This window comes from Peribacillus asahii (assembly GCF_004006295.1).
Taxonomy (GTDB): Bacteria; Bacillota; Bacilli; order Bacillales; family DSM-1321; genus Peribacillus; species Peribacillus asahii_A.
Genome location: NZ_CP026095.1, coordinates 1,585,308 through 1,600,327 on the forward strand (window position 1 = coordinate 1,585,308; position 15,020 = coordinate 1,600,327).

Consider the following 15,020-nt stretch of genomic DNA (forward strand, 5'->3'; position numbering starts at 1 on the left):
AAAATAAAATACAATTGCCATAAGAAAGAGGTGAGGAATAGTATGGAATTATTTTCAAATACCTTTAGGGATCTTGAGAATTCTTTAGATTATTCAAGTATGAAGCAGAAAGTTATTTCGCAAAACATTGCTAATGTAGATACACCTAACTATAAGGCGAAGAATGTGACGACCAGTTCTTTTAAAGAAGCGTTGCAGGCCTCTATGGACAACTACCGTACGGATCAAAGGCATTTTGAGTTTAGTACAAAAAACAATGGATCAGCGATTGTGACACAGCAAAATGTAACGTATAACAATAATGGTAACAGTGTTGATATTGATAAAGAAATGACTGCCTTAGCGACAAATCAAATTTATTATAATGCAGTAACAGACCGACTAAGCGGGAAATTTAGTTCATTACAAAATGTAATCAGAGGTGGTAAATAATGAGTATGTTTCACAGCATAAACACAACAGCCTCTGCTCTTACTAGTCAGCGCTTGAGAATGGATGTCATTTCTTCTAATATGGCGAATGCTGAAACGACTAGATCGCAGTATGTTGATGGTGAATGGCAACCATATAGTAGAAAAGCGGTAGTTCTTCAAAGTAAAGAGAATGAAAGCTTCTCAAACTTTTTACATACAGCTATGGGACAATCGAAAGGTGTGGGGGCTGGTGTACAGGTAACTAAAATTGTTGAGGATGAGACAACGCCTTTTAAACTTGTATATAACCCAGAGCACCCGGATGCAAATGCAGAAGGATATGTTGAAATGCCAAACGTAGACCCTCTTAGGGAAATGGTAGATTTAATGAGTGCTACACGCTCGTATGAGGCGAATGTAACAGTGTTGAACGCCTCAAAAGGGATGATGATGAAAGCACTAGAAATAGGGAAATAAATAGAATAGGGGGATGAGACAATGGCAGGACTTACTCTTTCTGCTGCCAATAACGTGGCCAATTTGCAAGAAATGACTAATACAAAGAAAACAACACCATTTGAAGCACAGCAATCTTTTGGAGCAGCGTTGAAGGAATCAATCAATCAAGTGAATGAAGCACAACTTTATTCTGATTCGTTAACGAATAAAATGGCGAATGGAGAAAACGTAGACTTACATAGCGTAATGATTGCATCACAAAAAGCAAGCATTTCATTATCAGCAACATTAGAGATTCGTAATAAAGTCGTTGAAGCATATCAGGAAATTATGAGAATGAATATTTAACGTTCATTTTAAAACCTCATTTTAAAATATAGTGCTAGGAGGAATGAAAATGTAAACCTCCTTTCATAAATTTATTAGACTAACCGGGGGATTAAAATGAATGATTCATTAGTGAGAATAAAAGAGAAAATAACGGGATACTGGAGTACTCGCACAAAAAAACAAAAAATTATTGGTATTAGTGCAGCAGTTTTGCTAGTTATCCTCATCGTCGTTGCTTCGATTTTAGCTACACGCACTACTCTTGTTCCTTTATATTCTAATTTGACTCCTTCAGAGACGGGTTCAATTAAAGAGAACTTAGATAGCAAAGGTATTGAAAATGCAATTTCGAACGATGGAACAACGATTAGTGTTCCAGAAGAAAGTGTAGATACCTTAAAAGTAGAATTAGCTGCTGAAGGCATTCCAAGTTCAGGGAATATTGATTATTCTTTTTTTGGTGAAAATGCTGGGATTGGAATGACAGAAAATGAGTTTAATGTTGTAAAGCTAGATGCGATGCAATCAGAAATTGCTGGTCTTATTAAGAAAATCGATGGTGTTCAAGATGCTAGCGTAATGATTACGTTGCCCGAACAAGGCGTTTTTGTTAGTGATACGAATGAAGAGGCATCTGCATCTGTTGTGTTAACAACAAAACCAGGGTATAAATTTGAAGAAAATCAAATTAATGCTCTCTACCATTTAGTGTCAAAAAGTGTTCCAAACCTTCCTACTAATAATATCGTCATTATGAACCAAAACTTTGAGTATTTTGACCTGGAAGATGAAAATAATTCTGTAGGAACTAAATTTGCTTCACAACAAGAAATCAAAAAAGAAATTGAACGAGATGTACAAAGACAAGTGCAAAATATGCTTGGAACATTAATGGGAAGAGATAAAGTAGTCGTATCAGTTTCCACGGATATTGATTTTACTCAAGAAAATCGTGAAGAAAACTTAGTTGCTCCTGTTGATGAGGAAAATATGGAAGGGATTGCAATCTCTGCCCAGAGAATCAATGAAACCTATACGGGTGATGCAGCTTCAGCAACAGGTGGAATTCCTCAAGGTGAAGATACAGCGGATTCATTAGGCGCTTATGTGCAAGGTGGAACAAGCGGGAATGGAGATTATGAGAAAGTAGAGGAAACGATTAATAATGAAGTGAACCGGATTAAAAAGGAAATAGTAGAAAGCCCGTATAAAGTACAGGACCTAGGCATTCAAGTGATGGTAGAGCCGCCTACACCCGATGATCCAACCTCTCTTTCACAAGATAGCATCGATGATATTACAAAAATTCTTGGAACGATTATTCGTACAACGGTAGCTAAAGATGAGAATGGAGAAGCGTTAACAGATGCAGAAATTGAAGAGAAAATTGCCATTTCTGTTCAACCGTTTAATGGAAAAGTGGGCGTAACGAATACTCAAGAAAGTTCAGCGTTACCATTATGGGCTTATATTGTTGGAACAGTGTTATTGCTTGCTATTATCGTTCTGCTTGTTTTATATATTCGTTCAAGAAAACAACAGGCAGCAGAGGAAGAAGAAGAATTGTTGGAAGAAGCAGTTTATGAAATACCAGATTTACCTGAAGAACAAGATTCCGAAGCTTCTATCAAACGCAAGCAGCTGGAGAAAATGGCAAAAGAAAAACCAGAGGATTTTGCAAAATTATTAAGAAGCTGGATAGAGGAAGACTAGGAGGCGATGCAGGTGATAGGGAAAAAGAAAAAAGGTGAATTAACGGGGAGACAAAAAGCAGCCATCCTCCTGATTTCCTTAGGTCCGGATGTTTCTGCATCGGTCTATAAACATCTTTCTGAAGAGGAAATTGAAAGGCTGACTCTTGAAATCTCTAGTGTAAGAAAAGTAGATTCAAAGGAAAAAGAAGAAGTATTAGAAGAGTTTCATAATATTGCGCTGGCGCAAGATTATATTTCTCAAGGTGGAATTGGTTATGCGAAACAAGTGCTTGAGAAAGCGTTAGGGGAAGATCAAGCAGCAGCAATTATTAATCGTCTTACTTCTTCACTGCAGGTACGTCCGTTTGATTTTGCTCGAAAAGCTGAACCTGGGCAAATTTTAAACTTTATTCAAAACGAGCATCCACAAACAATTGCTTTGATTTTATCGTATTTGGAAGCGACACAAGCGGGGCAAATCTTATCGGAGCTGCCACAAGAGATGCAAGCAGATGTTGCTAGACGAATCGCTTTAATGGATAGTACATCACCAGAGGTTATTAATGAAGTAGAGCAAATTCTGGAGAGAAAACTATCAGCTACTGTGACGCAAGATTATACGCAAACAGGTGGTGTTGAAGCGGTTGTAGATGTCTTAAACGGTGTGGACCGCTCTACGGAACGAACGATTCTCGATGCACTTGAAATTCAAGATCCTGAATTGGCTGAGGAAATTAAAAAACGCATGTTTGTTTTCGAAGATATTGTTACGTTGGATGGAAGAGCGATTCAACGTGTTATTCGTGAATCAGATAATGAAGATTTAAAGCTTGCTCTTAAAGTGGCGAGTGAAGAAGTAAAAGAAATTGTATTCCGTAATATGTCTAAACGAATGGTGGAAACGTTCCAGGAAGAAATGGAGTATATGGGACCTGTAAGATTACGTGATGTCGAAGAAGCACAATCCCGTATTGTTGCTGTTATCCGCCGCCTGGAAGAAGCAGGTGAGGTCGTCATCGCTCGCGGCGGAGGGGATGATATTATTGTCTAGGATTATTAAATCATCTCAAGCGAAAGAACAAGTTGGAAAACCGATTAAAATCCGCCCGTTTCCCGTCATTCATTCAGAACATGAAGAACAGGCGGCGGTAATCGATGAGACAACGCTGCATGAATTGTTAGAACAAGCTGAGCGACAGGCTGAATGGTTAGTTCAACAAGCAAACGAACAAGCAGCAACGATTAAAAACGAGATAGAGCAGGCAAGGGTTTATTGGGAACAAGAAGAAAGACCGATGTACATGGAGCAAGCTCAAAAAGAGGGCTATCAGCAAGGAATAGAGGACGGGGTGCAAAAAGGATATAGGGAGACGGCTGAAGCAATCGCTTATGCCAAGGGAATTGTGGAGCTGTCTAAACAAGAATACAGCAAACAAATTGAAGCAGCCGAGCCTGTTATTTTAGAACTTGCGATGAAAGTGGCCGGTAAAATTATTGGATATGAATTAAAGGAGAATGAAGAGGCTTTTTTCTCGATGGTGAAACGGGCAATTAAAGAGGCGAGGGAGAATCGCGAAGTACAACTTCATATACATCCGAGTCAGTATCCGTTCATTCTTTCTCATAAAGAGGAGCTTGAAGCAATCTTTCCGAAGAATACAGATTTATACGTCTATCCGAATGATGAATTGGCAGAAAGCAGCTGTATCATTGAATCTGAAAGTGGAAGAATCGATGCAAGTGTCGATAGTCAACTTCGAGAAATGAAAGATAAACTGATGGAATTATTAGCAGGTGAATCATGATGAAAGCGATTGACCTGATACCGATAATTGATGAACTTGATACTTTTAAGCACTATGGCCGTGTAAAACGGGTTGTAGGGTTAATGATTGAATCTCAAGGTCCTGAAAGTTCGATTGGGGATATTTGCTACATTCATACCGATGTTCGTCAACATAAAAAAAGAATTTTAGCAGAAGTTGTCGGTTTCCGTGATGAAATGGTCATTCTTATGCCGTTTACAGCCGTCAATGATATTTCTCCAGGAGCAATTGTAGAAGGATGTGGCCGTACATTAGAAATTAAAGTGGGCAGCGGTCTAATCGGGAAAGTTGTGGATCCGCTTGGACAGCCAATTGATAGCTCCATTCTTTCGAAAGGATTGGCTTCTATAGCGATTGATCAAGATCCACCGAACCCGATGAAGCGTCCACCTATCTCTGAGCCAATCGATGTAGGGGTTCGTATGATTGATAGTCTGCTAACCGTTGGGAAAGGGCAGCGTGTAGGAATCTTTGCAGGGAGCGGTGTTGGGAAAAGTACGCTTCTTGGGATGGTAGCGAGAAACACCACCGCTGATTTAAATGTCATTGCGTTAATTGGAGAGCGTGGTCGAGAGGTGCGTGAGTTTATCGAAAAAGACTTAGGCCCAGAAGGCTTAGCGCGGTCTATCATTGTTGTAGCAACAAGTGATCAACCCGCATTAATGCGTATTAAGGGGGCACTTGCTGCAACAGCGATTGCGGAGTATTTCCGCGATAAAGGCTTGGATGTCATGTTAATGATGGACTCTGTTACTCGGGTGGCAATGGCTCAGCGTGAGATTGGCTTAGCCGTGGGCGAACCGCCGACAACAAAGGGATATACGCCATCTGTCTTTGCGATACTGCCGCGTCTTTTAGAGAGAACGGGTACGAATCAACTTGGAACGATTACTGCTTTTTATACGGTGCTTGTTGATGGGGATGACATGAATGAGCCGATTGCGGATGCCGTGCGCGGGATACTTGATGGGCACTTTGTATTGGACAGACAGCTAGCAAACAAAGGTCAGTTTCCAGCGCTTAACGTATTGAAGAGTGTGAGTCGCGTTATGAATAATATCGTTGGTATCGAACATAAGAAGGCAGCTGAGCAATTACGAGCGACTTTAGCAACGTATTTAGAATCAGAAGATTTAATTAATATTGGAGCCTATAAACGAGGTTCTTCGAAGACAATTGATGATTCGATTAAACGCTATCCTGCTATTTTATCTTTTTTAAAGCAAGGGACGCATGAAAAAGCGACAAAGGAAGAAAGTATTGGCAACCTTATACAGTTGATGGGAAAAGGTGAATGAAAATGATCTACCAATATAAATTTGAAAAGATATTAACCATCAAAGAAAAGGAAAAAAGCGATGCGCGTGCGGCATATAATGAAGCACTGAAAAACTTTGAACAGGTGGCTGAGAAGCTTTATAAATTGTTGAAGAAAAAAGAAGAACTGCTTGATTATCAGCAAGTAAAGTTGACTTCAGGTCTTTCTGTCCAAGAAATTCGTCACAACCAGCTTTTTATGGGGAATTTAGAGAAGTTGATTGAGCAATGTCAAAAAGATGTTATTGAAGCACGCTATAGGATGAATCTTCAACAAGAAAGATTGAAGGAAAAAAACATCGAAGTGAAAAAATATGAAAAAATAAAAGAAAAAGATTTTCAAAAATTCCTAGAAGTTGTAAAGGAAGCTGAAAATAAACAGATGGATGAGATTTCTATCCAGCAGTTTTTAAGCAAGGGATAGGGGGGGACTAAAATGGCTCGAAAAGCTAAACAAAACAATGAAGACGTTGCAATAGAAGAACAGAAATCGGGGAAAATTCAATGGTTTTTATTTGCTATCGTCATTCCTGTCATCTTTGCCATTTTGGTTACAATCATCGTCATGACTTACTATGGTGTAAATGTGTTTGAAAAAACGAAGGAGATTTCAGATAAGATTTCCATGCAAGTTTTTCAAACTGATGAAAAACAAAAAGAAGAAACAACTACAGACTATAATCAAAAAATTGTTGACCTTGAAGCAGAGATTAAAGACAAAGAGGCAGAAATTCAGTCTCTAGAGAGCATCATTGATAGTCGGGATAAAAATCTTCAAAAGGCGGAAGCTGAACAAGAACAACTTCAAAAAGAAATTAATGAATTAAAGCAAGCTCAAATGACGAGTAATGTAGAGATTAAAGAAATTGTAAAAACGTATGAAATGATGTCAGCTAAAAAGGCAGCACCGATTATTACACAAATGAGTGATGATGATGCGGTTGGAATTCTAGCTAATTTGAAACCAGTTACGTTAGCTAAAGTACTAGAACAAATGGCTCCTAAAGATGCTGCCCGCCTAACAAAAAAATTACAATCACAGTCTTAATCAAAGGAGGTGAAACAGGAAATGAACCCAGCTATGTTCGCGATGCTGCCAATTGTCAGTCCTTCAACTTCAACGCTAGTAGCTTCTCAAGCGTCTACATCTAGTGAAGCAGGAAAGTTTGGTGCTGTTTTAGATAGTGCAATGTTAATGGAAGGGGTAGTGAAGGAACCTCAGCTTAAACAACAACAAGTATTTTCGGAGGCTCAAATATCTGTTATCGAAGATGTAGTTCAGTTTTTAGAGATTGGTAGTTTAGCGGAAGTAGAGGGCGGCAGTATAGTAGCAGAAGAACTGTTATTGAATGAAAGTTTCACTGAACAGGATGCGTTATTGCAATTGTTGTTAAAGTTGAATGGTGAAGATGAAATGGCGGTAGCAGAATTTTTTGCGAGTATTGTACAGGTTAGTATGCCGCCAAGCGAAGAGGAAAACGACAGATTACTATTCACCGGCATTTCTAAGGAATTACAATCACTAGAAAGACAAAGTGATTCAGTAGAAAATCAAGGTATCCATCAACTGTTTTCAAACAATTCGATTGAACGTTTGAAAGAAGTCGAGAGTAGTGAATTAGAGCTAGAAGACTTTGTAGAGGTATTGAATGTCATTTCACCTGAGCTATATACGGCATTAAAACAATTGGAAGCTTTGGATATGAAAGAGTGGTCGAAGCTTGATTTAACAGGGACAGTGAATGTATTACACATAACCAAACTTCAAGAATTACTAACCGGAAAGCAAGATGTAACAGAAGATCAAGTTGTGGTGCATAAAGAAATCAAAAGTCTGCTAGAATCTATTGCTGAAAAACTGCGAAAAGGGTTAAATAAGGAGTCACGAAGAGCAGTGGCAGAAACCTCCCTTGCAAACGATAGACCGTTATTCACCAGTATTTCCACTGAATGGTCTAAGAGTTCACAAGAAGTATTGAATAATAGTCAAGTGGCGCCTCGGGAAAGTACTCCAATGTTTCTGAATAGTGCTGTGGACTTTTCGAAAGAAATTCCGAGCAGCCAAATAGAGCTTAAAGCGATTACAGAGATACTTCGCAATCTATCACCCGAGCTATATACGGCATTAAAACAATTGGAAGCCTTAGATGTGAAAGAGTGGGCAAAGCTTGATTTAACAGATACAGCGAATGTGTTAAAGCTTGCTAAAATTCAAGAGGTACTCCCTGTACAGCAAGGTGAAACAGAAGATGAAGCTATGCTGCAAAAAGAAATCAACAATCTGTTAGAATCGATTGCCGAAAAGCTGCAAAAAGGGGTAAATACAGATTCACGAAAGGCAGCGGTGGAAACCTCTTCTGCATCCTTATTAGAAAAAAACGGCGGACCGTTATTTAGAAGTATTTCTAACCATTCACAAGAAGCGTTTAATGGTCAAGTGGTAGTTCAGGAAAGGACTCAAACGTTTCCGCACAGTACTGTTGACTTTTCAAAAGAAGTTCAGAGCAGCGAAGCAAAGATTGAAGTGGTGAAAGAGGTACTGGATAACATATCGCCTAAGCTATATATGACATTAAAACAATTGGAAGCTTTTGATGTGAAAAAGCAGTTGGGGTTAGATTTAACGGATACGGCGAATGAGTTGCAGCTGGTCAAACTGCAAGAGTTACTAACCGCGCAGCAAGGTGTAACAGAAGATGAAAATGAAGCTATGTTGCAAAAAGAAATCAATAATTTGCTAGAATCGATTGCCGAAAAGCTGCAAAAAGGAGTAAATACAGATTCACGAAAAGCGGCGACAGAAACCTCCTTTGCGCCCTTATTAGAAAACGATAGACCGTTGTTTACACGTATTTCTACTGAATCGTATAACCATTCACAAGAAGTGTTTAATGGTCAAATGGCACCTCAGGAAAGGAATCAAACGCTTTTGAATAGTGCTGTGGACTTGTCGAAAGAAATTCTGAGTAACGAAGCAGAGCTTGAAGCTGTGAAAGAGGTACTTAACAATCTATCACCTGAGCTATATACGGCATTAAAACAATTGGAAGCTTTCGATGTGAAAGAGTGGTCGAAGCGGGATTTAACGAGTACAGCGAATGAGCTGCAACTGGCTAAACTGCAAGAGTTACTAACCGCGCGGCAAGGTGAAACAGAAGATGAAGCTATACTGCAAAAAGAAATCAAAAACCTGCTAGAGTTCATTGTTGGAAAACCGCAAAAAGGATTGAATAATAAGGATGCACTAAAAGTAGTGACAGAAACCTTAGTTGCTGCTTTATTAGAAAATGATAGAAATAAGTCTTTAGAGGTTGTAAAACAGGCCTATGCCCGATTCGTGATTTCTAATAGTGATAGCTCTGAAGAAACGACTAGCGATGTAACGTTAAAAACAGCAGAGCTAAACATACAAAGCTCTTCGTTACCATTTCAAATGACGAAGCTTGAACAATTTGTGTTAAATACGGGTAAAAATGATCAGACTGTCGATGCTAAGCAATTTGTTAAATCGTTTGAAACTATTTTAAGTAAAGCGAATTTCTCAAAAGCAAATGGCGTCCAAAAATTGCTCATTCGCTTAAACCCAGAGCATTTAGGTTCACTTCGAATTGAGTTGATTCAAAAAGAAGGTGCGATGGTAGCCAAAATTTTAGCAACGACTGCACAAGCAAAAGAACTGCTTGAACATCAGTTGCAAAGTTTAAAGCAAGCCTTTACTAACCAAAACATTCAAGTGGAGAAAATTGAAATTTCTCAGCAAATTAGCACGTTTAACTCTGAGCGCTTCGCACAGCGTGATAACGATGCGAATGAACAACGACAGCAACAAGCACAGCAAAATGAAAGCGAAGCTGATTCAGAAACGGATTTTACTGAGAGTTTTGCAGAAGCTTTATTAAATATAGAAGTATAGGTGAAGAATGATGACGACAATTGATACATCGCTTTTACTGTCTAATAATGTGCAAGAAAGAAAAGTAGGAGATGCCTTAGGAAAAGACGATTTCCTAAAGCTATTTATTACTCAACTGCAAAATCAAGATCCAAGCAGTCCGATGGATAACGGTGAATTTATTGCACAAATGGCCACCTTCTCGACTATGGAGCAAATGATTAATATCGGTTCCAAAATTGATACACTCATTCAAAATAATAAACAAAATGATTTGCTTAATTATAGTACATTTGTTGGTAAGGAAATCAAATGGCACTCGGTTGAAGAAAGTGGAGATAGTGAAGAAGCAATAATTAAGGAAGGAACAGGTGTAATCCAATCTGTGCAGTATAAAGGAGACAACGTATACTTTTTGCTTGAAGATGGCACGAAATTAGAGCCAGGGAATATTTCAGAAGTACATAGCATGCCTTCTAATAGCCTTGTGACAGGCAGTGAATTAATTGGAAAACAAGTAACCTGGCAGGATGAAGGTGGAAATGAATTGTCAGGGTTAATTCGTTCTGTCTTAATGAGCAATAATAAGCTTCTCTACGAAATAGATGATGAAAAAGGGACAAAGCTTACGAGTGATCAATTGATTAAAATTGCGAGTAAATAAAGAGGTGGGACAAGCAAGGTTTTAAGCAAGCACTACATAATCTCTACCAATATTACGAGTGAGATTTTGTTAGATAAATAGGCCGAATCTTTTAAGAGAGAGCCATGATTGCGGTAGAAGCAGTCAATAATCAAAAGGGGAAATGAAAAGATGCTTCGTTCAATGTACTCTGGTATTAGTGGATTAAAAAATATGCAAACAAAACTGGATGTAATCGGGAATAATATTGCCAATGTCAATACATATGGGTTCAAAAAAAGCCGTGTTACGTTTAGTGATACAATGAATCAAACGATTGCAGGAGCTAGCGCAGCGACAGAAAATAGAGGAGGAACAAACGCTAAACAAATAGGTTTAGGCTCTGCAATTGCATCAATTGATACACTTCATACGCAATCAAGTTTACAAAACACGAGTCGTGATCAAGATCTCGCTATTTCAGGAGATGGCTATTTTCTTGTCAAAAATGGTGAAGCGGAGTTCTACACACGTGCAGGAAACTTCTATTTAGATGATAAGGGAACCCTTGTTACTTCGGATGGATTAAAGGTACAAGCATTTAAAGTGGATGCAGATGGAGATGTCACAAACAATTATGGTGATGTATCGGTGAATGTGAACGCACTTATGCCGGCTGTAGCTACAGATAAAATCACGTTTAAAGATAATCTATCAGCTGATTCAACGTCGGGTGCGGCATCAGTTTTTACGCAACAAATTAAAGTAACGAATGACCAAGGAGAATATGAGAACTTAACAGTTTACTTTATGAAAAGTGCTACCGCCGCTAATACTTGGGGGGTTTACTTAAATGATCCTAGTAAATCTTCGGATGCTGTAACTGGCGGTCCAAGCGCAGCGAATTACAAGATTAAAGATATTACTTTTCAAGCAGATGGTACGATCAATTCAACAGCCGCATCTGGGACATTAACTGTTAGACGTTGGTCTGATGGAGTCGTAAGTACAACTACAACATATCCGACCACACCGGCACCAACACCAGCGCCAACAATTATATCAACATCACGAGCAATCAATCTAGACTTTACTAATTTAACCCAAAAAGCGGGCGTGACAACGGCACTAGTCAATCCAAACGGGAGCACTCAAGGGAAACTAGAAAGTTTTAACTTTGGTTCTTCTGGGGAAATCAATGGAGTGTATTCAAATGGTTTAGTTGTAACTTTAGGTCAACTAGCGATTGCTAAATTCAGTAATCCATCTGGGTTATTGAAAACAGCAGGAAATACGTTCCAAGAGTCGATTAATTCGGGTACAGCGGATATTAGTATTGCTGGAGATGGACGCGGGACGATTCGTTCTGGTTCTCTTGAAATGTCGAACGTCGATTTATCAGAAGAATTCACAGAAATGATCGTAACGCAGCGTGCGTTCCAATCAAACACAAAAGTTATCACAACATCTGATGAAATCCTACAAGAGCTTGTTAATTTAAAACGATAGGTTAAGGGAGGGATGAGGTTGGCTGATGGGTCAACCTCAATCATCATTATTAAAGTAACCCGATTGAATGGTAAAAGTTTTACGGTAAACGCTTTATATATAGAAGCAATTGAATCGTTGCCAGATACGACGATTACGTTTACGACGGGGAAGAAGATTGTTGTACGCGAGAAGGAAGAAGAAATCACACAAGCTATTATTCAATTTTACCGTGCTGTGAATGTTCTCGGATTTCGTCATGACGTGGAGGGATAGGTTATGAAGAATAAAGTGTTAACGATTATGCTGATTATGCTTGTTGCTATTTCGCTGTTAGGTATATTGGTAGTTGTGGTGATTAATAAGATGAATGATACGGGTGTCGCAAATGGAGAACCATCCATTGATGAAATTGTGGAGGCGTCTGTTGAAATTCCAGAGATTACTACAAATCTTGCTGGCAATGACTATATTAAAATTTCGTTTACCATTCAAACCGATGGAAAAAAAGCAAAAGAAGAGTTAGAAAAGCGAAATTTCCAAGCGAAGAATATTATTATTACGGAATTGTCAGAAGTAAAGACAAGTGAACTAGCTGGGAAAGCAGGGAAAGAAAAGCTACAGGAAGTCATTAAGAAGGAGTTAAATGAATTAATGCAAGAAGGACAAGTTGAACAGGTGTATATCACCTCCTCAATCCTTCAATAAGAAATCTTTTGGGCAAACGCTCAAGTGAGCAGTTTTGGAGGTGATGGCGATTGTCTGGTGAAATATTATCACAAAGTGAAATTGATGCTTTGCTTTCAGCGCTTTCTACAGGAGAAATGGATGCTGAGGAGCTGAAAAAAGAAGAAGTTGAGAAAAGAGTGAAAGCGTACGACTTTAAACGAGCGCTTCGCTTCTCAAAAGACCAAATTCGAAGTTTAACGCGAATTCATGAAAATTTCGCGCGATTACTGACGACGTACTTTTCAGCACAGCTTCGAACGTATATTCATATAGCAGTGGCGTCTGTTGACCAACTCCCTTATGAAGAATTTGTTCGTTCGATTCCGAAAATGACGATTTTAAATGTCTATGAAGTGCCGCCGTTAGACGGGCATATTATTCTGGAAGTCAACCCGAATATTGCTTATGCGATGATGGATCGCGTGCTTGGCGGGCGAGGCGAAAGCGTGAATAAGGTCGACAATTTAACGGAAATTGAAACGAAAATTATGACGAGTTTATTTGAAAAGGCATTTGAGAATTTGCAGGAAGCATGGTCTACAATCGTTGATATTGATCCGATCATGACAGACTTTGAAGTGAATCCTCAGTTTTTACAACTTGTCTCACCTAATGATACAGTGATTGTTATTTCGTTAAATATTCAAGTAGGGGATACAACGGGCATGATTAATATGTGTATTCCGCATGTTGTATTAGAGCCGATTATACCGAATTTATCGGCGCATTATTGGATGCAGACTTCACAAAAAGAACGAAGTCCAGAAGAAATGGCGATGCTTGAAAAAAGAATTACGCATTCGGAGATGATTGTTGCTGCGGAATTAGGAGAAACGAGCATTACCATTCATGATTTTCTACAACTAGATGTTGGCGATGTGATTGAGTTAAATCAACTAATTGAGGCACCTTTAACTGTGAAGATCGGGGATGTTCCGAAATTCTACGGACAACCAGGTAAGGTAGGCAAAAAGCTAGCCATTCAGATTCTTGATATTTTGAAGGGGGGAGACGAAGATGGTAAGTGATGAGATGCTTTCTCAAGATGAGATTGACGCTCTGTTAAGAGGTGATACAGAGGATGACGTAAGTGAGGTGAGATCTCCCCTTAACGTAGAAGATTATTTATCGCCGATGGAACAGGATACACTGGGTGAAATTGGGAATATTTCTTTTGGAAGTTCAGCAACCGCTCTATCTACTTTATTAAATCAAAAGGTGGATATCACAACACCCACTGTTGCATTAATTGAAAAAAGTAAATTAGCGGCTGAGTTTCCACATCCATATGTGACGATTCAAGTGGAGTATACGGAAGGATTTGCTGGGGTTAATGTTCTAGTCATTAAACAAAGTGATGCTGCAATTATTGCAGATTTAATGCTGGGTGGTAATGGATTAAACCCAAGTGGTGATCTTGGAGAAATTCAATTAAGTGCTGTACAAGAGGCGATGAACCAAATGATGGGCTCAGCAGCTACTTCGATGTCGACCATTTTTAGTAAGAGAGTCGATATTTCACCGCCAAGCATTGACTTACTTGATATGGTCAATGGGGAAGGAGAAAAGTCGATTCCGAACACAGATCCACTCGTCAAAATTTCGTTCCGATTACGTGTCGGTGAGCTAATTGATTCTAATATTATGCAGCTTTTACCGCTACCTTTTGCAAAAGGGCTAGTCGATGAACTGATGGGGGGACAGGTTTAGACGCTGATCTGCCAGTACCGGCTCAAGTTGAGCCGCCGCAAGTTCAAGCCGCTCAGGCGGCTGAACAAGCAGCAGCAGTGCAACAGCCAGTATATGAACAACCAATTCAACAGGTTCAGCAAGCTCAACCAGTTTATCAAATGCAGCAACCAGTACAAATGGCGAATTCCCCGCAGTATTTTGGTGCGGGTATAGCGGTGCCAAGTCAACCAGTGAATGTTCAACCGGCGAACTTTACAAGCTTTCAGCCCTATCAGCTTCAAGAGGCAGAAGCGAAAAATTTAAATATGTTAATGGATATTCCGCTTCAAGTAACCGTTGAATTAGGTCGAACTAAACAATCGGTTAAAGACATTTTGGAATTAGTATCTGGTTCAATTATTGAGCTGGATAAATTAGCCGGGGAACCGGTTGATATTCTTGTGAACAGCCGCCTAATTGCGAAAGGTGAAGTGGTTGTTATTGATGAAAACTTTGGTGTTCGTGTGACAGACATTGTCAGTCAAAACGATCGACTACAAGAACTAAGATAATTTCAGG

At 39.2% G+C, this 15,020-nt stretch carries 15 protein-coding genes and 1 pseudogene; all 16 read left to right on the forward strand.

The genetic code is table 11. The annotated features are described in order from the left end of the window. The first annotated feature begins 42 nt into the window (after window positions 1–42). The 16 genes and pseudogenes from flgB (at window position 43) to fliY (ending at window position 15,013) form a co-directional block, all read left to right on the forward strand. Window positions 43–432 (forward strand): flagellar basal body rod protein FlgB, encoded by a 390-nt coding sequence (gene flgB / locus BAOM_RS07760; RefSeq protein ID WP_127759783.1) that lies wholly within the window; start codon window positions 43–45, stop codon window positions 430–432. Further along, window positions 432–890, forward strand: coding sequence for a flagellar basal body rod protein FlgC (gene flgC / locus BAOM_RS07765; RefSeq protein WP_127759784.1), 459 nt, complete (start codon window positions 432–434; stop codon window positions 888–890). Before flgB ends, flgC begins: the two co-directional genes overlap by 1 nt. A gap of 21 nt (window positions 891–911) precedes the next feature. Continuing rightward, the gene (gene fliE / locus BAOM_RS07770; RefSeq protein ID WP_127759785.1) at window positions 912–1,220 is read left to right on the forward strand and encodes a flagellar hook-basal body complex protein FliE; all 309 of its coding nucleotides are present in this window, start codon (window positions 912–914) and stop codon (window positions 1,218–1,220) included. A 96-nt stretch (window positions 1,221–1,316) separates the two neighbouring features. Beyond that, window positions 1,317–2,915 (forward strand): flagellar basal-body MS-ring/collar protein FliF, encoded by a 1,599-nt coding sequence (gene fliF / locus BAOM_RS07775; RefSeq protein WP_127759786.1) that lies wholly within the window; start codon window positions 1,317–1,319, stop codon window positions 2,913–2,915. A 15-nt stretch (window positions 2,916–2,930) separates the two neighbouring features. Further along, complete coding sequence (gene fliG, locus BAOM_RS07780) at window positions 2,931–3,947, forward strand: flagellar motor switch protein FliG (RefSeq protein WP_164853334.1); 1,017 nt, start codon at window positions 2,931–2,933, stop codon at window positions 3,945–3,947. After that, entirely contained in the window at window positions 3,940–4,701 is a 762-nt protein-coding gene (gene fliH, locus BAOM_RS07785) for a flagellar assembly protein FliH (RefSeq protein ID WP_164853158.1), read from the forward strand. Before fliG ends, fliH begins: the two co-directional genes overlap by 8 nt. Continuing rightward, window positions 4,701–6,020 carry a flagellar protein export ATPase FliI gene (gene fliI, locus BAOM_RS07790; protein WP_127762486.1) on the forward strand — a complete coding sequence of 440 codons (1,320 nt, stop codon included), beginning with the start codon at window positions 4,701–4,703 and terminating at the stop codon, window positions 6,018–6,020. Before fliH ends, fliI begins: the two co-directional genes overlap by 1 nt. 2 nt (window positions 6,021–6,022) lie before the next feature. After that, the gene (fliJ, locus tag BAOM_RS07795; protein WP_127762487.1) at window positions 6,023–6,463 is read left to right on the forward strand and encodes a flagellar export protein FliJ; all 441 of its coding nucleotides are present in this window, start codon (window positions 6,023–6,025) and stop codon (window positions 6,461–6,463) included. 12 nt (window positions 6,464–6,475) lie between these two features. Further along, window positions 6,476–7,087 carry a MotE family protein gene (locus tag BAOM_RS07800; protein ID WP_127759789.1) on the forward strand — a complete coding sequence of 204 codons (612 nt, stop codon included), beginning with the start codon at window positions 6,476–6,478 and terminating at the stop codon, window positions 7,085–7,087. A 21-nt stretch (window positions 7,088–7,108) separates the two neighbouring features. Next, window positions 7,109–9,952: a flagellar hook-length control protein FliK gene (locus tag BAOM_RS07805; RefSeq protein WP_127759790.1), complete on the forward strand. Its 2,844-nt coding sequence runs from the start codon at window positions 7,109–7,111 to the stop codon at window positions 9,950–9,952. A gap of 7 nt (window positions 9,953–9,959) precedes the next feature. Next, entirely contained in the window at window positions 9,960–10,595 is a 636-nt protein-coding gene (flgD, locus tag BAOM_RS07810; protein ID WP_127759791.1) for a flagellar hook assembly protein FlgD, read from the forward strand. Window positions 10,596–10,745: 150 nt separating this feature from the next. Continuing rightward, window positions 10,746–12,062, forward strand: coding sequence for a flagellar hook protein FlgE (locus BAOM_RS07815; protein WP_127759792.1), 1,317 nt, complete (start codon window positions 10,746–10,748; stop codon window positions 12,060–12,062). A gap of 18 nt (window positions 12,063–12,080) precedes the next feature. After that, on the forward strand, window positions 12,081–12,317 hold the full coding sequence (locus BAOM_RS07820; RefSeq protein WP_373995321.1) for a flagellar FlbD family protein: 237 nt from the start codon (window positions 12,081–12,083) through the stop codon (window positions 12,315–12,317). A gap of 3 nt (window positions 12,318–12,320) precedes the next feature. Next, the gene (gene fliL, locus BAOM_RS07825; protein ID WP_127759793.1) at window positions 12,321–12,749 is read left to right on the forward strand and encodes a flagellar basal body-associated protein FliL; all 429 of its coding nucleotides are present in this window, start codon (window positions 12,321–12,323) and stop codon (window positions 12,747–12,749) included. 50 nt (window positions 12,750–12,799) lie between these two features. Next, the gene (fliM, locus tag BAOM_RS07830) at window positions 12,800–13,798 is read left to right on the forward strand and encodes a flagellar motor switch protein FliM (protein ID WP_127759794.1); all 999 of its coding nucleotides are present in this window, start codon (window positions 12,800–12,802) and stop codon (window positions 13,796–13,798) included. Next, window positions 13,788–15,013, forward strand: a pseudogene (gene fliY / locus BAOM_RS24890) (flagellar motor switch phosphatase FliY). The gene fliM and the pseudogene fliY overlap by 11 nt, the downstream one beginning before the upstream one ends. The last annotated feature ends 7 nt before the right edge of the window (window positions 15,014–15,020 follow it).